This is a genomic window from Streptomyces akebiae, from assembly GCF_019599145.1.
Classification (GTDB): domain Bacteria; phylum Actinomycetota; class Actinomycetes; order Streptomycetales; family Streptomycetaceae; genus Streptomyces; species Streptomyces akebiae.
The window spans coordinates 7,175,778-7,195,010 of sequence record NZ_CP080647.1; the positions used below are offsets into that span (position 1 = coordinate 7,175,778).

Below are 19,233 nucleotides of genomic sequence, written 5' to 3' on the forward strand. Positions count from 1 at the left end.
CGATCGATGCTGGGGCTTCACCGAAGGTGAAGGTCAAGCGGTGGTGCGGAGCCGAGTCGATCATCCGTTATCTTTTCGTGATCGATTCGGTCGCATCCGATCACATACTGATCACACTCTGAAGGAACATGGGCACGCATAAGGCAACACGTTCTCGCACCGGCACCGGCACCGGCACCGGCACCCGCACCCGCCGTCGGCGGAAGGCTCGCGTGCCGCGGGCGCGGGGGCCGCTGTGGAGCGGTCTCGGGGCGGTGGCGGTCGTCGGTGTCGCCGGGTTCACCGCGGTGGGGTGGATGAGCGGCGGCACGGGCGAGTTAGCCGGCGAGTCCGGAGCCACCGCGTCCGCCGAGTCCGGGGCCACCGCGTCCGCCGAGCCCTCGCCCGAGCGGTCCCGGCGCTCACCGGGTCCCGGTCGGAGCGCCGACGCCGAAACGGGTGGGTCCGGCAGTCCTTCCTCCTCGCCCAGTTCGTCACCGAGCGACTCGGGGTCGCCCTCCCCCGGCAACTCGCCGATCACCATCCCGAGCACCGGGCCCGGCACCTTCACCACGGCCTCAGGCGGCAGTCCCAAGGTGGGGAAGGGCACGCCCCTGCGCTACCGGGTCGACGTCGAGAAGGGGTTGTCACTGTCGGCCGCCGATGTCGCCGAAGAGGTGGAGGCCGTGCTCGCCGATCCGCGCGGCTGGACCGCCGACGGCGAATCGGCGTTCCAGCGGGTCTCCCGCGGCCCCACCGACTTCGTCGTCAAGGTGGCGACCCCCGGTACGGTCGACGCGTTCTGCGGCCGGGTCGGGCTGAACACCCGCGGGGAGTACAACTGCCAGGCCGGTGACGACGTCATGGTCAACCTGGAACGCTGGGAGCTGGCGACCCCCGTCTACGCCGAGGCCGTCGAGGACTACCGCGCCCTGATCATCAACCACGAGGTCGGCCACTTCCTCGACCACGGCCACGTCACCTGCCCGGGCAAGGGCAAGCCCGCTCCGGCGATGATGCAGCAGATCAAGGGCATGAAGGGCTGTGTCCCCAACGTCTGGCCGTACGACAGCGACGGCCGTTTCATCACGGGGCCCGCGGTGCCGTGAGCCGACCTGCGATGCCCCCACGTCACCCACGGTTGTTAGCCTGCGGCCGGAGGCCCGCTCCCCTGGACCCGCCGTCCCGGAGCCCCTCCGGGCGGCCCCCGGAAACCAGCCGCAGCCGCGCCGCAGACGTACGAGATACGAGAATGGAGCCCCCGTGGCCCGCACAGCCGCCCCCCGCATAGCCCTCGCCACCTACGATCCCGGGCCCAGGGTCAACCACGACCGGGATCTGCCGGTGCTGGTGGAGGCACTGCGGGAGGCCGGGGCCGACGCGGTGGCCCTGCGCTGGGACGACCCGGCGGCCGACTGGGCCGGACACGACCTCGTCGTCATCCGGTCCACCTGGGACTACAGCTGGCGCGCGGCCGAGTTCGTGGCCTGGGCGGAGAAGACCGGTGAGGCCACCCGGCTCGCCAACCCGGCCGAGGTCGTGCGCTGGAACACCGACAAGCGGTACATCGGCGATCTCGCGCGGGCCGGTGTGCCCGTCGTGCCGACGGACTATCTCGCGCCCGGCGACCCCGTGCGGCTCCCCGAGGCGCACGAGTACGTCGTGAAGCCCACCTCCGGCGCGGGCGCCCGGTTCGCCGCCCGCTACACCCCCGACCAGCGGGAGACGGCGACCGCGCACGTCGAGCGGATGCGCGCCGAGGGGCTCACCGCGATGGTGCAGCCGTTCGTGGCCAGCATCGACACCGAGGGCGAGCGGGCCCTGCAGTTCTTCGGCGGCCGACTGCTGCACGCCAGCCGCAAGGGCGCGGTGCTCGCGCCCGGCACGGCGTACGACGCCGAGAAGACCGCCCACCCCGACCTGGTCCCCTGGACCCCGACCGAGGCCGAACTCGCTGTCGCCGAGCGGGCGTTGGCCGCCGTACCGGGACGGCCCGAGCTGCTGTACGCGCGCGTCGACCTGGTCACCGGGGCGGACGGGCAGCCGTGCGTGATGGAGCTGGAGCTCGTCGAGCCCAACCTCTTCCTGTGGCTGCACCCGGCCTCGCTGCCCCGTGTGGTCGAGGCGATCCTGACCGCGGCGACCACCGGCTGACCACGACGGCGGCCCCGCCACCCTCCCGGCCCCGCACCCTCCCCTCACCCGAAGAGGCGGGAAATCCACGAAGCGGGCGTCCCGCCCGTGCCCGCTGCCTACCCTTCGGGGTTACAACAGCGCGTACGGGAACCACAACTGAGGGCGTGACCAGCATCGTGGGCGGATCGGAGTCGCGGCGCACTCCCGGTTTCCCGGCGGAGCTGACGAGCTTCGTGGGGCGACGGGACGAGGCGGCCGATGTCAGACGGCTGTTGTCGGCGGGCAGACTGCTGACGCTGACGGGACCCGGCGGGGTGGGCAAGACCCGGCTCGCCGGACATGTGGCGGGACAGGTGGCACGGGCCTTCCCGGACGGCGTGTGGCTCGTGCCGCTGGCCGCGTTGAGCGACGAGGCGTTCGTCCCGCACGCCGTCAACGACGCGCTCGGTGTCCGCAACGAGACCGTGCGGCCACCGCTGGAGATCCTCGTCGACCATCTGCGCGAGCGACGCTTACTGATCGTGCTCGACAACTGCGAGCACCTGCTGCGCAGTTGCGCGATCCTCGCCGGGACGGTGCTGGCGGCCACCGAGGGCGTACGGATCCTCGCCACCAGCAGGCACCGGCTGGGGCTGGCCGGGGAGCAGCTGTTCGAGGTGCCGCCGTTGCCCGCGCCCGCGCCGGAGGAGCTGACGCCCTCGGCGGTCGAGTCCTTCCCCGCGCTGCGGCTGTTCGCCGACCGCGCGGCGGCCGTGGTCCCCGGCTTCACCGTCGGCGAGGCGAACCAGCAGGCCGTGGCCCGGCTCTGCCGCCGCCTCGACGGGCTCCCGCTCGCCATCGAGCTGGCGGCGGTCCGGGTGCGGGCGCTCGGCGTGGACCAGCTCGTCGAACGCCTCGACGACCGCTACCAGCTCCTGACCTGCGGCAGCCCGACCTCAGAGCCCCGCCACCGCACCCTGCGCTCCGCCGTCGACTGGAGCCATGAACTGTGCACCCCGCAGGAGCAGTTGGTGTGGGCGTGGCTGTCGGTGTTCGTCGGCGGCTTCGACCTGGCCGCCGCCGAGGCGGTCTGCGCCGGGAAGGACACCGGTACCGGGGAGAAGATCGCCCCGTGCGCGGTGCTGGACGCCGTCGCCGGCCTCGTCGACAAGTCGGTGCTCGTCCGGGAGGAGCACGCCGGTCAGGTCCGCTACCGGCTGCTGGTCTCGCTGCGCGACTACGGGCTGGAGAAGCTGCACGACCTGGGCGAGGCGGCCGAGACCCGGCGACGGCACCGGGACCACTTCGCGCGCCTCGGCGCCGAGTACGAGCAGGCCTGGTTCGGCCCCGACCAGACGGAGATCACCGAACGCATCCGGATCGACCAGGACAACTTCCGGGCCGCCCTGGACTTCTGCCTCACCACCCCCGGCGAGGCGCAAGCCGGGCTGCGGCTCGCCGCCGGGCTGTGGTTCCACTGGGTCGCGGGCGGCATCTGGGGCGAGGGACGGCACTGGATGGACGGCGCCCTGCGCGCCGGGGCCCGGCCCGACGTGGCCCTGACCCGTGCCATGTGGGCGGGCGCCCTGACCTCCCTGGTCCACAGTCGCTCCGCCGCCGTCCTGGCCGGCCTCGACCCGGTGCGGACCGCGGTCGACGCCGCCGGGGAACTCCCGGTGCCCGCGCCGCCGCCCGTGCCGGCCGGCGCCCTCGTCCCGGGCCGGGCCCGCGCCTCCACCGCCTTCGTCGTCCTCACCCGCGTCGAACTGGCCTGCACCCTCGTCAGCCGGGGCCGTGCCGACGAGGCGATCCCGCTGTGCGCCGAGGCGGTCGCCCTCTGCGAGGCCCACGGTGAACAGTGGGCCCGCTCCTGGGCGCTGCGCACCCTCGCCCTCGCGCACTGGTCGGCCGGGCAGTACGACCGGGCCGCCGAGCACGCCCGCGACTGTCTGCGGCTGCCGTACACCGTGAGCCAGCACCAGAGCCTCGCCCGCACCCTCGATCTGCTCGCCGCCGCCGAGGCGCTGGCGGGCGACGCCGAACGGGCCGGTGTGCTGCGCGGCGCCGTCGACCGGATCTGGCACGACATCGGCGGCAACCCCGTGGACGCCCTCCAGCCGGGCGGCCCGCGCGCCGCCGAACACCACGCCCGCCTCGCCCTCGGCGACCACGCCTACGCCCTGGCCCAGCGTCGGGGCGGCCGTCTGACGCCGGAGCAGGCGGTGGCCTACGCCCTGGGCGAGCCGCGGGAGGGATCGGCCGGCGCGCGCACGGGCGGACGGCGGGACGGCGCGGGTTCGGCCTCGCGCACGGGTGTGCGGCGTGACGGCGCGGCCTTCGCGCCGAGGACGGACGACGGGCGGGACGGCTCGGGTCCCGGTGTGCGCGAGGGGGAGGTGTCCGCCGTACGCCGGAACGTGCGGGGCTCCTCCTCGGGCACGAGGGAGAGCTCCCTCACGGTCGGGGATCCGGCCCGCGCCCCGGTGTCGACGAAGGCCTCGCCCCCCGTCACCGTCCCCGTCGTCGACCCGGTCCCGCTGACCCGCCGTGAACTGCAGGTCGCGGCCCTCGTCGCCCAGGGCCGTACCAACAAGCAGATCGCCGACGACCTCGTCATCGCCCGCCGTACCGCCGAGGGTCATGTCGAACGCATCCTCGTGAAGCTGGGCTTCCACAACCGCAGTCAGGTGGCGGCCTGGTTCAGCGCGCGGGCGGGGCTGTGACGGGCGGCGTACGCACCGGGCCGGGCAGCGGGGCGGACAGGGTGACCGAGGTGCCGCAGGGGGTGTCGCGGACGTCGATCCGGGCGGGAGCGCCGATACCCGCGATCAGGGACTCCGCGAGACGGGGGCCGTGCCCGTCGGGCCGTCCCCTGGGCGGGACGGCAGCGCCGTACGTCACCTCGCAACGCAACTCGCTGTCCCCTAGCCGCAGTTCGACGACCCCGGGGTCGGCGCCCCGGGCGGCGGCGTCCGTGGCGATCTCCGAAGCGGCCTGCCCGAAGGCACCCCGGGCGGAGGCGCTCAACCGGGCGCGCAGTGACGCCTCCTCCACCAGGGCGCGCACCAGGGGGAGTTCGGGACCGCGGAACTCCATGCGCAGCCTCAGCCCCTCGCTCACCCGGCGTCCCCCTCGTCCTCTTCACCCTCCACGCGGACCAGCAGCTGGGGCACCTCGTCGGCGCCCAGCTGCTCCAGCACCAGCCCCAGCAGTTCGCCGCAGCGCACGGTGACCTCGCTGCCGGCGGGGAGCGAGGCGGCCAGGCTGATCAGCTGCCAGGCGCAGTGGGCCTCCATGAAGCACAGGTCGCGGAGGTCGAGGACGAAGTGGCTGGGCCCCGAGTCGTCACGGTGTTCCAGCGCCTCGCGCAGCGCCTCGACGAACTCGCTCCGGGTGCTCAGCTCGGCGGTGCCGGCCATCCGGCCGCCGTCCGGTGTCCCGGTGACCTCCAGGGAGTCCAGACGTTCCATGACCCGCAGCGGATGGACCTTGCCGACGCGGGAGGTCAGCTCGTCGTCGAAGCGCTGACGGTCGTACCAGCAGATCGCGGTGAACAGCGGGTCCGCGAAGAGCGGTGCCACCGAGGCCTCGTAGTCGAGCAGCCGGTCGTGGCCGAGGCCCGCCCGGGGCGCCCAGCTCATGTCGGCGGTGACCCGCAGGCCCGCCCAGCCCTCGTCGCAGGCGCGGTCGACCTCGGAGGCGTAGGTGTCGATCGTGCGCCGCTCCTGGAACCGGCCGTCGGGCAGGTAGATCTCCGTGTTGCGCCTGACCGACAGCTGGCCGCTGTCCCGCGCCGCGGCCGCCTGCCCGCTGCCCCGGTCCAGCAGCGACACCACCTCGTCGTCGCTCAGGTCGTCCGGGTCCATGACCAGCAGGACCTTCTCGCCGCGCGCCAGGCTCGTCCGGGTGTACGCGGTGAAGACCTTCCACGGCGACTCCCCGGCCCCCTCCCGGTCCCCCGGCCCCATGCACGCGTGATCCCCCAGCCGCAGCCGCTCGACGGGCACGGTTCGCTCCGCGGGGTGCTGGGGCGTCATGAAGGGCCTTCCCGTGAGGATCAGAACTCTGCACGGACAGTAGGCCCACCGGCGTCCCCAGCGGCCGGATGATCGTCAATCTTCTGCTTGGGAGGATTTCAGGGCAGGTCGCGGAGAAGTCCGATCGTGAATGTGCGCTGTCTGAACGGGTGCGACCGGAGGTTTTCCGCTCTTAGGCGACCCTCTGCAACAAACCCCATGTGAACTCCGCGACGCACTCCCGCCGCACCCCGTCCCCGTCCGGCGCGACGAACCGCAACCCCCACCGCGTCGGCGCCGTCCCCTCCAACGGTCGTGCCGGCGGGAACGCCCGTGCCACCTCGTCCACCGTGCAGGACCACGGGGTCAGATCCTCCAGGGCGCGCGGTTCGGGCCCGGCCGCCCCCGGGGCCCGTACCAGCCACTCGTTCCACACCGCCCCGTTCGGCGCCAGCAGCACCTCGAACCGGAGGTCGTCCCACAACGGCACCGGCCACCGCCACGCCTCGCACTCCAGATCCCCGATGCGGCGCCGGGTCACGGACTCGGGCGCGCCCAGGACCGACCGGTACCGGGACGCCGACCCCCGGGCCCGGGGCGAGCGCACCATGGCCTGCCACCGTCTGTTCGCCTCGCGCATCTGCGCGATCGAGACGCCCAGCTCGCGCCGGGCGTCCTCGACGAGCTCCGGATTGTGGTCGGCCATCCGGCGCAGCAGCACGAGCTGGAAGTCGAGCGGGGTGAACGGGCCGGTGGGCCTATCGGGCCCGGGGCGCTTCGCGGAGGACATGCCCTCCATGGTCGCCCACGGCGCCGGACGCGGGGGCCGGCTCACCCGGGCGGCGCCCGTCCGGCAGGAACAGCACCGAGTTGACGTACCGGGGCCCGGAGAACGGCAGGACCCGCCGGAGCAGCCCCTTGGACGCCATGTGCGACGTACGCGCCTGGTGGGCCTCCAGCGCGGCCGGGTCCAGAGGGAGCCAGGTTCCGGCGGGCAGGACCCAGCCGGCGTAGCCGAGGCCGGCGAGCAGGTCGACGACCGGGGCGATCGGCTGGATACGGGATTCCAGTTCGACGAAGAGCGCCGGGCGGTCCCGCGCGAGGAGGCCGGACGCGCCGCGCAGGACGGCCAGTTCGTTGCCGTCGACATCGATCTTGACGAAGCCGACATCGGTCAGACCGAGCCCGTCGAGGGTCACACAGCGGACGTCCAGCGCGCGGGCGTGGATGTCCCGACGGACCAGGGACGACACACCGCGCCCCCCGTCGTCGCCCGGCGGCAGCCAGAGACGGGCCGTGCCCGGCCGGTCCGAGGCGGCGGCCTGGACGACACGGACGTTGCGGGGGACCGCCGAGACGAGCAGCCGGGCCAGCCGGGGCACCGGCTCGACGGTCACCACCCGCCCGGCGCGTCCCGCCAGCCGGCGCGTCCAGGGTCCGTACCAGCCGCCGACGTCCACGGCCGTACCGCACCCCGGCGGGCACAGTTCGTCGAGCCGGGCCAGCTCCGGCTCGAAGCGCGGGTAGACGAACCGGGCGGCCGCGGCGACCAGCCGGTCCGGGAGGAGCGGCGCGAGCCGCGCGGCGAGAGTGGTCATGAGTCCGACTTCCTGAGCAGCGCGGAGAGCTTGACGTGCTCGTCCTCCGTCACCTGCTCGCCCGATGACGGCAGCAGTTGCGGAATGCCGTCGACGATGGGGTAACGGCGGTGCAGGCGGGGGTTGTACAGCGACTCCGGCGCTCGGGCGGCGTCGGCACCGGAGTGGCCGAGGCGTTCCTCCTCGTGGACCACCAGATGCAGCGGCCCCTTGTCCAGCGGGCACGCCAGGATCTGGAGCAACGGGTCGTCGGGGTTCATGGAGGGGTCAACTCCTTGGCTGGTGCGGAGGATGGGGAGGCCGGCGGGGGACTGTCGTGCTTGGGCATGCTCAGCAGCACGCCGACCGCCAGCACCGTGCCCGACAGCCGCAGCGTCAGCCGCAGGGGATCGTCGGGCAGCGACTCGCCGAACGACAGCGTGCCGAGCACGGCCGTGAACAGACAGGTCACCGTCGTGCAGACCGGCACGATCAGTGAGGCCCGGCAGCGCTGGAGCGCCGCCTGCGACATCACCAGACCGAACGCGCCGGTGAACATCAGGAGATACGGGTACGGGGAGCGCAGCAGGCCGACGACCGCGTCCCCGAGCGCACTGGTCGTCAGATAGCTCGACACGCCCTTGATCGCGAGCGAACTGACGCCGTACAGCAGGCCCACGGCCACGCCGTACTCGACACCCGTGGTCGGCAGCCGGTGCCGGTGCCGGGCGCGCCGCTCGGCGGACCGGTACAGCCCGACCCCCGCCGCCAGCGCGGGCAGACAGATCGTGAGGACCAGCGCGTACGGCGCCTCGTGGCTGACGGTGTCGGTGCCCTCGTCCAGCGACAGCACCACCATCAGCAGCGCGGCGAGGATCGCCCCGAGGGCGTACCGCTCCCGGCCCGTCGTCTCCTCGCCGAGCAGCCGCGCCGACAGCAGGACCAGCAGCACCAGGCCCGAGACGAAGATGCCCTGGGCGGCGGCGATCGGCAGCGTCCGGTAGACGGCCAGCTGGGCGGCGAACCCGGCGGCCAGCGACAGCGATCCGGCGATCCACAGCGGGCTGCCGACGACCAGCCGCAGCAGCCTCAGCGGCTCGCGGACCGTCACCTGCGGCATCGCGGTGAGGGCTCGTTTCTCCAGGACGAATCCCGTGCTGTACAGCGCGTTCGCCAGCAGGGCCGCGGCCACTCCCCACCACATCGTCTACGTCCTCCGCGCGTGCAGCAGCAGGATCGACGCCGCCGACGGGGCCGCGCAGGCCAGCCGGTCCAGCGGGCGCAGCGGACGCGGTACGCCGTGGAAGGGCGCCCCACGCAGCCGGACGACCTCGAAGCCGGACGCGGCCACGAACTCCCGTAGCGCGCGGGCGGTGTAGAGACGCAGATGGCCCACGACCTCCGTACCCGGGCGGCCGTGGATGCCGCGCAGGCTCACCTCCGAGAACACCGGCTGGACGCCCGCGAGGAGCAGGGCGCGGTTGTACCAGGCGGCCAGATTGGGCGTCGACAGCATCAGATGGCCGCCCGGGCGCAGGACGCGGCGGATCTCGTCGAGAGCCGCGTCCGGGTCGACGAGGTGCTCGATGACCTCACTGAACAGGACCGCGTCGGCGGACTCCGACCGCAACGGCAGCCCGCCGTCCGCCAGTTCACCGCGGATCGCGTACGGGACGCGGGTGCGGGCGCGGCGGAGGGCGTCCTGGGACCAGTCGACGCCGATGATGCGGTGGCCGGGCAGGAGGGGCGCGGCGGTGGCCGCCGCCGTGCCGTCGCCGCAGCCGATGTCGAGGATCGTGCGGGGGCCGGTGCGGGCCGCCGGGCCCAGGGCGGCCGCCAGCATGCGGGCCTGGGCGAGGCTGCGGGGGGTGCCGGAGGCGACCGGGACGGCCGGGTCCTCGTAGAAGTCACGAAGTCCCTTCACCGGGGCCCGGGTCGAGGACTCGGTGGGCGAGGCGGAGCTGGACGAGGTGGTCGGCATTACTGGTTGTCCTCTTCCGTCGCGTGCAGATAGTGCTCGAAGAGGTCGCGGAGGTGGGCGCCGTCGCCGTGGCTGAGCAGGGCCCGGGACCAGCGCAGGGCCAGGTGGAGGCGGCCCGCCGTCGAGGCGGTCGTGACGGTGAGACCGCGGGGCATACGGGCGGGGGCCGAGAACCAGACGGCGTGGGCGCGGCCCGCCTCCTCGCCGAAGTCCAGCGCGTAGGGGATGCGGCCGATGTTGCTGAGCAGGGTGGTCGACGTCCAGGGCCCGGCTGCCCGGCGCAGGCCCCTGGTGAGGGCGGCACGCCAGGACACGGGGACCACCGGGGCGGTCAACAGGGACGCGCCGTGGCCGAGTTGGGGGCGGGGGAGGGATTTCAGGGCGCGGGTGCGGTCCGCCGTGCGGCGCAGGAGTACGGCGAGCGGGGTGGTGGATGGTTGCAACTCGGCCGGGAGGAAGGGGACTTCGACCAGGCGGGTGCCGTTGCCTATCGGCATGTCCGTGTCCCTCGGGCGGTCGTCCACCGGCATGGTGATACGGAGGGGGCGGGGGCGGGCGCCGTGCTCCCGGTTCCAGTGGGCGAGCATCAGGGCCGTGGTGACCATGAGCTGGTCGTTCACGGTGTACGGGGCGGACTTCGGGCGGCGGGGCACGGGCAGCTCGGTGACGAGCAGGCCGTTGCCGGGGGAGGGCTCGGGGGTGCCGCGGGCCACGCGGGCGGGGCGGGCCCAGTTGGACGGGTTCGCCGTCTCGACCGGGGCCGGTTCGTCCTGGGCGGGGGTGGGGCGGACGGGCGGTGCGGCGGGGGCGTTGTCCTGTCCGCCGTACAGCTGCGCGGCGGTGGCGAGGATGCGCAGGCAGGCCGGGCCGTCCAGCGCGGTGTGGTTGATGGTGAGGAAGAGGACGGTGCCGTTGTCCTTCGGGCGCCCTCGGGCGGCGTCGGACGAGGGGTGTTCGCGCTGCTCGGCGGCGCGAGGTGCCGCCGCCCCCGCCCTGAGGCCGACCGCGTCCGACGCCTCGCTGCCCACCGCCGGGCCCGCTCCCTCCACCACCTCCAGGCGGATCGGTGGGGAGAGGGTCAGCGGCGGTGCCTCCATCAGGGCCCTGGTCCGTGCGTCCCGCAACGCATGGGACCCGGCGGACAGGAAGGTCACCACCTCCACCTCCGGCTCCCGCGTCAACTCCCACTCGTAGCGGCGCCGGTACCAGCGCCCCGGGGCCTCGCGCATGAGGATGCGGGGGTGGTGGTGGAGCGCGCCGGTGAAGGCGGTGCGCAGGCGGTCGGGGTCGAGCCGGCCGGGGAGGTGGACCTCGATGTGGACGGTCTCGGGCTCCTCCTCCTGGAGGCAGTGGCGGGAGACCTCGTCCACCACCGGGAAGGGGATCCGCACGGGCCCCGGTGCGGCGTCGTCCCGCGCGGGACGGTCCAGCGCCGTCATCCCGGCTCCCCCCTTCCCGTACCACCGCTTCCCGTACCACCGCTTCCCGTGCCGTCGTTCGCGGGACCGCCGGCGCCCGTACCGCCGTGCCCGGGGCCGTCGGCTCCCCTGCCACCGCCGTCCTCCGGAGGCGTCGCCCTGGACTTCGGCTTGGTGAAGGGGATGCGACGGGTCGGGGTGTCGGGGTCTCCTTGCAGGGAGCCCGGCCCGCGCGCCGAGATCGTCGGGCTCGCGACCGATCCGCCGCCCTCCGCGACCGGCCCGCCGTTCAGCCTCTTGCCTCCCCGTCGCCGCTGCGGCAACGGCTCCGTCGGTCCGTCCGCCCCCGGCGGACGCTCGAACTCCCGGGTGGCGCCCGGCCGTTCCGGCGAGGTCGCGACATCCGCGCCCACGCTCACCAGCGCCGCGAACAGGCCGACGAGCGCGAGGAGTTGGGCCACGGGCCCGAACGTGCCCTGGTCCGCCGCCACCGGCTCCCCCGCTCCGAACGCGGCGGCGACCCCGGCGCCGGCCAGCGCGAGGAAGGCGATCGGCACGAGCAGGGTGTGCCGTTTCCAGGCGAGGAGTGCCAGCAGCGGCACGAGGAGGGCGAAGAAGCCCGCGATGACGATGCCGACGAGGGTGAGCGCGATCGTGCCGAGCCAGAGACCGGGGCCCGGCGGCGTCGGCTGCGGCGCGTCCGGGTTGGGCTCCTGCCGGCGCCAGAGGGCCAGTCCGATGAGGGCCACCAGGCCGACGCCCGCTCCGATCAGGCCGGCCTCGTACGTCACGGACGGCTCGTACGACAGCTTGACCGCGCCGCCCGCGCCGCCGGGAACGCGCCAGCCCTGCTGCCAGCCGTCGAGCCGGACCGGCGTCAGCTCACGGCCGTTCAGGGTGGCCTTCCAGCCGTCGTTGAAGTTCTCGTACGTCGTCAGATAGGAGGCCGCGCCGTCGCCGACGGTGATCTCGCGGCGGTCGCCGAGCCAGTCCCGAATGCCCAACTCCCGGCCGGAGGAGGCCGGTTCGGTGACCGTTCCCCGGGTGAGCGTCACGGTCGTGACGGCCAGGGCGCCGGAGTCCTCGGACTCGAAGGTGTGCCGGTCGGCGGCGTCGAGCTCCAGCCCGCCGCCCGCACGGTCGCCCTGGCAGAGCGTCAGCTCCACCGGCCGACGCTCCACCAGGTCCCGGACCGTACCCCGCGCGCTCGTCTCGTACAGCGTCCCGTCGACCTCGACCACCGGGCCCTCGCCGCACGGGAGCTCGAAGTCCCGGGTCGGGGCGGGCTGCGGTGTGCGGTACTGGTCGAGGGCCGGGACGTACGCCTCGGTGAGCCCGACCGGGAGTTGCAGGTCGTCGTCGGCGACGGGGTTGTGGACGGTCATCGGGGCCGTCTCGGTGACGGTGATGTCGAGCTGGTCGGTGTTGATCGGGTCGAAGCGGACCCAGCCGTTCTCGTCGACCGCGGCGACGACCGCGCCGTCCGGAGAGCTGATCTCGACCTGGGTCGGACGGGCCGACAGTCCGCCCGCCGGCGCCAGGACGAGCGACCCGACCGGCCACTTGTCGCCCCAGCGGAGGTGGATCGTCGGCTCGTCGCCCGCGATCCACGCCGTGGTCAGGTCGCCGTCGGTCAGGTTGCGGGGCGACAGCCCGGCCCCGAGCGAGGCCGTGGAGTCGGCGGTCGCCGTCATCCTGGTCTGCTGGTCGGGGGCGACCTCGTACAGCAGCTTGTCCAGCTCGTCGCCCGGCACGGGCACGGCCGTCGCCTTCATCTCGTACGTCCCCGCCGTGGTGGTGGCGAACGTGCGGTGCAGGCCCGGTTCGGTGCCCGTGGGCGAGAGGCCGGTCGGGTCGGCGGCCCGCTGGAGCGAGATCACCTCGGCGGAGGCGGCCGTGCCCTCGGGGTCCTGGGCGTCCGTCGGCAGCCGCAGCATCCGGGTGACCTTGACGCCGGGGAGGTCGATCTCGGCGAAGCCCGCGCCGACGAGACCGGTGTGCCGCTCCGCCGAGTCGAGAATCGTGATCTTCAGCCAACTCGTCTCGCCGGGGCGGGCGTTGACGGTCTGCGTGGAGCCGTCGGGCTGGAGGTTCGTGGAGCGCGAGCCGCGCTCGGTCTCCACCTTGATCCGGGTCGGCGCCGACCGCACCCCGTCCTGCGGCAGCGGGGTGACCTCGAACGTCTCCGGGATGTCCTGGCTGCCGTCGAAGTCGATCCGCAGCCACTGCCCGTTCGCCGACCCGGCCGCGCCCTCCGCCCAGGCCGTGTCCCGGTCGCCGTCGAAGGCGTTCACCGGGTCGTACTGCGGCAGATGGAACAGCCAGTTGCCGCTCGTCGACGCGGTCACCGACTCGGCACCCCGCAGCTCGGCCACCGTCTGGTGGTCGAGCCCGGACACCGGCAGGATCTGCTTCGGCTGCTCACCGGCGTCCTGCACACTCCCGCTCGCGTTCCGCTCGTCCGCCGTGTACGTGTACGACGTGTTGGCGTTGACCAGGCCGAACCGGGTGTCCGCCCGGCGCAGCCCGTCACCGACCACCTGGACGGCCGGGGTGCCGAGGCCGGGATGGTTGTCGCCGGTCAGGACGGTGGCCCGGTCGCGCAGCTCCGGGTCGGCGGCCAGCGGCAGCAGCGACTCGGGCCCGCCGGAGACGACGGCGGTGTCCGCGATTCGCTTCAGCCCGGCCTGCCCGGGACGCGGTACGTCCTCGGCGGGCCGGTAGATCTCCACGGCCCGCTGCCGCGCGTGCAGGCCCTCGACCTGCAGCGGGGTGCCCTCGGCGATCCGCCCGCCGGTCATGACCGGCCCGAGCCCGGTGACCCGCTCGTACCCCGACTGCTCCAGGGTCCGCTTCACGGTCGTGGTCGGCACGGCGCCGACCTGGTCGGGGTCCAGGTCATTGCGGACGACGACGTAGTACAGGCCCGCTCGGCTCAAGTAGTCGGCCAGGCCCGGCACTTCGGCGCCCGTCAGCAGCGCCTGCTCGACGGCGTCCATCGCGCGCCGGTTGCCGGGGGTGCCGAAGGGCACGTAGTCGCGCTGCGCCCAACGGGACTCGGCGAGCACGTCGAGGGGCTGGTCGACGGTGGTGCCCCAGGTGTGGATGCCGTGCGCGGTGGCCGGCACGACCAGCGCCCGCGAGTCCGGCGAGTACTTCTCCAGCCAATCGGCCGTCGCCTGCCAGTACTTGGGCAGCTCCTGGAACGAACCGGGCTGCAGCACCGACCCGTTGAGGTACGGCCACAGCAGTCCGGGGACGACGAGCAGGGCGGCGATCAGCGGAGCGAACCGCCGCCCCCGCACCCGGCGGGCCCCGCGCGCCTGCGCGGCGACCCCCACCAGGTGCGCGAGCCCCAGCACGAGCGCCAGCGCCAGCCCGGTCTGGAACTTGTAGATGTTCCGGAAGGGCGCGAGGCCTCCGTTCAGCCAGTCCTGGACCACCCCGTGGAAGGGCGCCCCGAACGCACCGCCGTACCCGGCGAGCGTGATCAGCGCGACGACCAGCACGGTCAGCACCAGCCACCGCCGCTCCGGCATGTCCCGTCGCGCGAGACCGGCGAGACCCAGCCCCGCCGCCAGCGCCGACGACAGGATCACGAGCACGGACGCGGCGACGGACCATCCGGCCGGCAGCCAGGGCTCACCGAAGTTCAGATACGCCACCCAGTTCCCGGCGCCCCGCAGCGCCTCGGTGGCCGACATCGTGGCCGTCGTGGTCTGCGAACTCTCCACGTACGGAAGGAAGTTCTCCCCGTAGAAACCGAGCAGCAGCAGCGGGACCACCCACCACGCCGTCGCCAGGATCACTCCCGGCACCCACCAGGCGATCAGCCCGCGCTGCCGGGGTCCCGGCGTCCGGGTGAGCAGATACAGACCGACGGGCAGCAGCGAGGCCAGGGTCGCGGAGGCGTTGACCCCGCCCATGAACGGGATGACCAGCGCCGACCGCAGGGCGGCCACGCGTGCGCTGTACCGCTCGTTCGTCAGCGGCAGCAGCACCCACGGCAGGAAGGCGCCGGGCAGCGCGGCGGCCGAGGTCGACCCGACGACCGTGGTGAACACGGGCCACAGCGCGTAGGCGCCGGCGGCCAGCAGGCGCGACGCAGAACTGCCGACCCCCAGCCGCTCCGCCAGCCGCAGCGCACCCCAGAAGGCCACCGTCACGATCAGCGACAGCCACAGCCGCTCCGCCAGCCACACCGGCAGCCCGACCAGGTCGGTCATCCCGTAGTACGGCAGCATCGGCCACAGATAGCCGACGTACTGGTCCTGGATGCCGCCGAACCCGCCCCGGTCGTGCCAGAGCTGCCCGAGGTCGGAGACGAACTGCCAGGGATCGGTGGTGACCCCGAGCTTGGTGTCGAAGGTCTGCCGCCCCGGCTGCGCCGCGACCAGCAGCACGAACACCACGGCCCAGAACCCCAGCAGCCAGCGCCGCGACCGAGGGCCCTCGGGGGGTCCCTCGGTCGTGCCCGGCGGCCGTACCGGCGCGGGAGGTGGAGCCTGGACCGTGCTCGTCATGGTGGACACCGCCGGAGGATGAGAAGAAGGTTCCAGGTGGCGAACTCACGCAGACCCGGCGCCTTCACGACGGTCTCCGCGAGGAACGGCCAGTAGCGGGAGCGCGCCGACACGATTGTCACGTCGTCCCGGTCGCGCACCTGCCGCAGAGTGCGTCCGATGTGCACGGCGAAGAGGTTCTCGCCGAGGGTGTGCTTGGCGTCCTTCCCGGTACGGCGCCGATAGCGGGCCCGTGCCCGCTCCGCCCCCAGGTAGTGCCAGGGCGCCCACTCGTGACCGCCCCACGGGGACAGCCAGTTCGTGAACGAGACGTAGATCAGCCCGCCGGGCCGCGTGACCCGTACGAGCTCACTGATGAAGGTCGGCGGATCGGCGACGTGCTCCAGCACGTTGGAGGTGAAGGTGACGTCCGCGACCCCGTCGGCCAGGGGCAGCAGATACCCGTCGGCGACGACGGCCCCGTCCGGCGGCTTCGTCCCCAACTCCCCCAGATCCGGCTCGAAGAGATAGGCCTGCGCCCCGCGCCGCCGGAACTCCTCGGTGAAGTAGCCGCTCCCGCCGCCGACATCGACCACGGTCAGTCCGTCGACGGGCCCGCCCCCGTACGCCTCGACCTGGTCGACGGCGTCCCGGGCGAGCAGGGAGTAGCAGTACTCGGGATCGTCCTGCTCCCGCATGAAAGCGCGGAAGAGCGTGAGGGAGCGCCGAAAGGAGGGATCTTTGAAACGAGGGCCGACTGCCGCGCCCTCATAGGGGCGCGGGGAACTGCGCGACAAGCCACGACGCATCCGCTCTCGCCAACGCACCCTTGTGGCAACCCGTTTGGCGCTCAAGGAGACCAACCCCGCACGGCCTCCGCAGCCACCGCCCGGAACTGCCGCACCGTGCGATCCCACCGATAGTGCGCGGCGCGCTCCCGCGCCGCCTTCCCCATCAGTACCCGCCGATCGGTCGACAGGGTGAGCGCGCACCAGGCCGCCGCGAACGACGACTCGCCCCGGGCGAGCACACCGGTCTCCCCGTCCACGACGGAGTCCCGCAGGCCGGGCACGTCGAAGGCGACCGAGGGGGTCTCCCGCACGGCGGCCTCCGTGACGACCAGCCCCCATCCCTCCACCGAGGACGGATGCAGCAGCAGCCAGGCCGCACACAGCAGCCGGTGCTTCTCCTCCTCGGAGACATGCCCGGCGAACTCGACACCGGCCCCGGCCATCGCCTCCAGCCGCGCCCGCTCGGGCCCGTCGCCGACGATCACGAGCCGTCCGCCCGTGACCGGCCGTACCCGTTCCCAGAGCCGCAGCAGCAGATCGATCCGCTTGTACTCGACCAGCCTCCCCACCGCCACGAACAGCGGTTCGGGTGACCGATCGGCCCGCGGGCCGGGCTCTTCGACGCCGTTGTGCACGACCCGTATCCGCTCCCGCTCGACACCGATCGAGCGGAGCGCGGTGGCCGTGGACGAGGAGACGGCGACCAGCAGGTTCCGGCGTTGCGCCGCCGTCAGCGACCAGTGTTCGAGTCTTCGGCCGAGCCGTGCGGCCGGGGCCAGCGGGCCGCCGAACCGCTGCTGCCACAGATCCGTGTGCACATGGTTGACCAGGCACATCGTCGGACCGCGGTGCCACAGCGGAGCGAGGTAGGGCATGCCGTTGCACACCTCGACGAGGAGGTCGCAGTCGCCGACCTGACGGGCGAAGGTCGACTTGGCGCGCAGATGGTGGCTCAGGTCGCCGCCGGCGGAGACGACCCGGTAGTCGCGGTAGGCCGCGGGGCCGCCGCACAACAGGGTGACCTGGTGGCCGAGTCCGGTCAGTCCGTCGGCGAGCCGGTCGACGAGGAGCTCGGAGCCCCCCGCCGCCGGATTACCCAGGTCACGGCGGGCGAGAAAGACGATCCGGCGCGGCTGTGGGGGGCCTGCCGAACGGTGCTGGTCCAGGCGCGGAAACACCTCGACCAGCGAGAACGGCACGTGCTGGGGCATGGGTGCTCCAACTCGTCTCGGGGTGCGGAACTCAGCGGGGAGAAGGACGTTCGCTGTGGGGGATGTTCCGGTGGGCGGGGGGTCCGGATGGGTCTGTTGGTTCCGACGGCTTCTGCCGTCTTCTACGGTCTTCTACGGTTTTCGGCTGGCTTCGGCTGGCTTCGGCTGGCTTCGGCTGGCTTCGGGTGGGGGTGGGTTCTTGTGGGCGAGGTGTGGGTGGGCTGTGCTCGGGTGGGGTGGACAGTTTTCGCCCAGCGGTTCGAAGCTGCTACTCACCGGCGTGACAATTTCCGGGGTTTATTGAACTGACGCCCTGTCACATCGTGAGGGGATCCTGGGACGACTCGGGCGTATCGGGGCGCCGCCTCCCGCGCGTGACCAAAACGGCACCCGTCGCGGCGAGGGCGAAACCGAGCGCAGCGCTACCGATCGGTACCGTCCGCCCCACCAGTCGCAGCAGGCCGCTGTCCTTCTCCGCCTGGTCCACCGCGAACTTCTGCGTCGCCGGGGTGAACGCGAGCTTCCGGCTGTCGAGCAGCACCGCCGCGTCCTCGTCGCCGCCGGGGGCCCGCAGCGTCCGGCGCGGCCCGGTCTGCGCGTACAGCACACGTCCCGTGCTCTGGTCGACGACCAGTTCGAGACCGTGGTTGGCGTACCACTCCTCGGCGAGCACCTGCGGCCGGTTCGGCTCGTCGACGAGGGCGCCGGGGACGAGCCGCGAGCCGGTCTTCGTGGCCGGAACCTTCGCCGTGAAGCGCAGCCCCTCGTAGCCCCGGATCTTCTTCCGGCCCTCGTAGTGGAGCGTCACCGTCGCGCCGAGCGTGTTGTCCCACCAGCGGTAGGAGCGTTCCTGCACGTCGAAGGGGAACTTCAGGTACGCCTCGCCCTCGATGTACGGCTTCTCCTCGCAGCAGTGCACCGGCCGGTTGGTCTTCCGGTCGCTGACCCAGCGGTGCGGGGTGAAGTCCAGCGCGTCGTGCGGGTCGGCCGCCGGCAGCGACTTGTCGGTGTCGACCGAGGTGATCACGTCCCACACCGCGGCCCCGCTGCGCTCACTTTCGGCCACATCGCCGCGTACCCGCTGGGTCACGGTGATCTTCTGGTCCGGCACGGTCTTCACCTGCTCCACGTCGAAGACGCTGCCCGTGCCGGTGTAGACGGCGGTCGTGTCGATGTCGATCGGATTCACGGCGGCCCGTGGCTGCACGTACCACGCGAGCAGCGGCGCGAGCACCAGCAGGAAGGTGCCCAGGCCCAGCAGGACCAGTGAGAACGGTGAGGCAGTACGGCGCATCCGGGCACTCCAGGGGGCGTTGGGAGGTGCGGCTCGGGTAGATGTGCGGCAAAGACGACGCCAGGGGAAGGTGCGCGTGACGTATGGGCCGGGAACCGTAGGCGGAGTCTTGACGCAGTGTCAATGCATTGCTGACACTGAGTCGGCGGGGTGCCTGGGTGGGGACGACCTGTCGATCGAGAGGCTGACCCTGCGATGTCCAGAATGCTCGCCGCCGTGCTCACCATGGTGGCCGCCGCCGCTCTCGCGCTGGGGGCCGCGCTCGGCATCGTCGCGCTGCTCGACGCGACGCCGGACCAGCCGAACACGCCGCTCATCACGTACGAGAACGCCGGCCGGGAGCGCTGAG

Annotated in this window: 16 protein-coding genes; 4 read left to right on the top strand and 12 right to left on the bottom strand. The window is 73.1% G+C overall.

The annotated features are described in order from the left end of the window. The first annotated feature begins 254 nt into the window (after nucleotides 1–254). The 3 genes from K1J60_RS31050 (at nucleotide 255) to K1J60_RS31060 (ending at nucleotide 4,817) form a co-directional block, all read left to right on the top strand. Nucleotides 255–1,088 carry a DUF3152 domain-containing protein gene (locus tag K1J60_RS31050; protein ID WP_259408339.1) on the top strand — a complete coding sequence of 278 codons (834 nt, stop codon included), beginning with the start codon at nucleotides 255–257 and terminating at the stop codon, nucleotides 1,086–1,088. 154 nt (nucleotides 1,089–1,242) lie between these two features. Continuing rightward, nucleotides 1,243–2,133, top strand: a complete 891-nt coding sequence (locus K1J60_RS31055) for an ATP-grasp domain-containing protein (RefSeq protein WP_220649094.1) — start codon at nucleotides 1,243–1,245, stop codon at nucleotides 2,131–2,133. A gap of 146 nt (nucleotides 2,134–2,279) precedes the next feature. Then, entirely contained in the window at nucleotides 2,280–4,817 is a 2,538-nt protein-coding gene (locus K1J60_RS31060) for a LuxR C-terminal-related transcriptional regulator (protein WP_220649095.1), read from the top strand. On the opposite strand, the gene K1J60_RS31065 is transcribed toward K1J60_RS31060, so the two are convergent. The 12 genes from K1J60_RS31065 to K1J60_RS31120 all read right to left on the bottom strand — a co-directional run bounded on the left by K1J60_RS31065 (nucleotide 4,795) and on the right by K1J60_RS31120 (nucleotide 18,884). Next, on the bottom strand, nucleotides 4,795–5,214 hold the full coding sequence (locus tag K1J60_RS31065) for an ATP-binding protein (RefSeq protein ID WP_259408003.1): 420 nt from the start codon (nucleotides 5,212–5,214) through the stop codon (nucleotides 4,795–4,797). The two genes, K1J60_RS31060 and K1J60_RS31065, sit on opposite strands and share 23 nt — an antisense overlap. Next, complete coding sequence (locus tag K1J60_RS31070; protein WP_220649096.1) at nucleotides 5,211–6,131, bottom strand: MEDS domain-containing protein; 921 nt, start codon at nucleotides 6,129–6,131, stop codon at nucleotides 5,211–5,213. The genes K1J60_RS31065 and K1J60_RS31070 overlap by 4 nt, the downstream gene beginning before the upstream one ends. A gap of 172 nt (nucleotides 6,132–6,303) precedes the next feature. Beyond that, nucleotides 6,304–6,909, bottom strand: a complete 606-nt coding sequence (locus K1J60_RS31075) for a hypothetical protein (RefSeq protein WP_398683575.1) — start codon at nucleotides 6,907–6,909, stop codon at nucleotides 6,304–6,306. Beyond that, entirely contained in the window at nucleotides 6,869–7,708 is an 840-nt protein-coding gene (locus K1J60_RS31080; protein ID WP_220649098.1) for an FkbM family methyltransferase, read from the bottom strand. Before K1J60_RS31080 ends, K1J60_RS31075 begins: the two co-directional genes overlap by 41 nt. Next, nucleotides 7,705–7,968, bottom strand: coding sequence for a Trm112 family protein (locus K1J60_RS31085; protein ID WP_220649099.1), 264 nt, complete (start codon nucleotides 7,966–7,968; stop codon nucleotides 7,705–7,707). Before K1J60_RS31085 ends, K1J60_RS31080 begins: the two co-directional genes overlap by 4 nt. Further along, the gene (locus tag K1J60_RS31090; RefSeq protein WP_220651780.1) at nucleotides 7,965–8,879 is read right to left on the bottom strand and encodes a hypothetical protein; all 915 of its coding nucleotides are present in this window, start codon (nucleotides 8,877–8,879) and stop codon (nucleotides 7,965–7,967) included. Before K1J60_RS31090 ends, K1J60_RS31085 begins: the two co-directional genes overlap by 4 nt. Nucleotides 8,880–8,894: 15 nt before the next feature. After that, complete coding sequence (locus K1J60_RS31095; protein WP_220649100.1) at nucleotides 8,895–9,668, bottom strand: class I SAM-dependent methyltransferase; 774 nt, start codon at nucleotides 9,666–9,668, stop codon at nucleotides 8,895–8,897. Beyond that, a complete protein-coding gene (locus K1J60_RS31100; protein WP_220649101.1) occupies nucleotides 9,668–11,107 on the bottom strand; it encodes a condensation protein in 1,440 nt (479 codons plus the stop codon). The genes K1J60_RS31095 and K1J60_RS31100 overlap by 1 nt, the downstream gene beginning before the upstream one ends. Further along, nucleotides 11,104–15,609: an alpha-(1->3)-arabinofuranosyltransferase domain-containing protein gene (locus K1J60_RS31105; protein ID WP_220651781.1), complete on the bottom strand. Its 4,506-nt coding sequence runs from the start codon at nucleotides 15,607–15,609 to the stop codon at nucleotides 11,104–11,106. The genes K1J60_RS31100 and K1J60_RS31105 overlap by 4 nt, the downstream gene beginning before the upstream one ends. Then, nucleotides 15,606–16,286, bottom strand: a complete 681-nt coding sequence (locus tag K1J60_RS31110) for a class I SAM-dependent methyltransferase (RefSeq protein WP_220649102.1) — start codon at nucleotides 16,284–16,286, stop codon at nucleotides 15,606–15,608. Before K1J60_RS31110 ends, K1J60_RS31105 begins: the two co-directional genes overlap by 4 nt. Nucleotides 16,287–16,438: 152 nt before the next feature. Further along, on the bottom strand, nucleotides 16,439–17,590 hold the full coding sequence (locus K1J60_RS31115; RefSeq protein WP_220649103.1) for a glycosyltransferase family 4 protein: 1,152 nt from the start codon (nucleotides 17,588–17,590) through the stop codon (nucleotides 16,439–16,441). A gap of 316 nt (nucleotides 17,591–17,906) precedes the next feature. Continuing rightward, on the bottom strand, nucleotides 17,907–18,884 hold the full coding sequence (locus tag K1J60_RS31120; protein ID WP_220649104.1) for a DUF3068 domain-containing protein: 978 nt from the start codon (nucleotides 18,882–18,884) through the stop codon (nucleotides 17,907–17,909). 195 nt (nucleotides 18,885–19,079) lie between these two features. Here K1J60_RS31120 and K1J60_RS31125 point away from each other — a divergent pair, with 195 nt between their 5' ends. After that, entirely contained in the window at nucleotides 19,080–19,232 is a 153-nt protein-coding gene (locus K1J60_RS31125) for a hypothetical protein (protein WP_192829653.1), read from the top strand. Nucleotide 19,233: the final 1 nt, after the last annotated feature.

Coding starts and splice junctions, on each gene's coding strand:
- K1J60_RS31125 (WP_192829653.1), top strand. CDS start 19,080: ATGTCCAGAATGCTCGCCGCCGTGCTCACCATGGTGGCCGCCGCCGCT.
- K1J60_RS31120 (WP_220649104.1), bottom strand. CDS start 18,884: ATGCGCCGTACTGCCTCACCGTTCTCACTGGTCCTGCTGGGCCTGGGC.
- K1J60_RS31070 (WP_220649096.1), bottom strand. CDS start 6,131: ATGACGCCCCAGCACCCCGCGGAGCGAACCGTGCCCGTCGAGCGGCTG.
- K1J60_RS31080 (WP_220649098.1), bottom strand. CDS start 7,708: ATGACCACTCTCGCCGCGCGGCTCGCGCCGCTCCTCCCGGACCGGCTG.
- K1J60_RS31105 (WP_220651781.1), bottom strand. CDS start 15,609: ATGACGAGCACGGTCCAGGCTCCACCTCCCGCGCCGGTACGGCCGCCG.
- K1J60_RS31110 (WP_220649102.1), bottom strand. CDS start 16,286: ATGCGGGAGCAGGACGATCCCGAGTACTGCTACTCCCTGCTCGCCCGG.
- K1J60_RS31095 (WP_220649100.1), bottom strand. CDS start 9,668: ATGCCGACCACCTCGTCCAGCTCCGCCTCGCCCACCGAGTCCTCGACC.
- K1J60_RS31100 (WP_220649101.1), bottom strand. CDS start 11,107: ATGACGGCGCTGGACCGTCCCGCGCGGGACGACGCCGCACCGGGGCCC.
- K1J60_RS31085 (WP_220649099.1), bottom strand. CDS start 7,968: ATGAACCCCGACGACCCGTTGCTCCAGATCCTGGCGTGCCCGCTGGAC.
- K1J60_RS31075 (WP_398683575.1), bottom strand. CDS start 6,909: ATGGAGGGCATGTCCTCCGCGAAGCGCCCCGGGCCCGATAGGCCCACC.
- K1J60_RS31115 (WP_220649103.1), bottom strand. CDS start 17,590: ATGCCCCAGCACGTGCCGTTCTCGCTGGTCGAGGTGTTTCCGCGCCTG.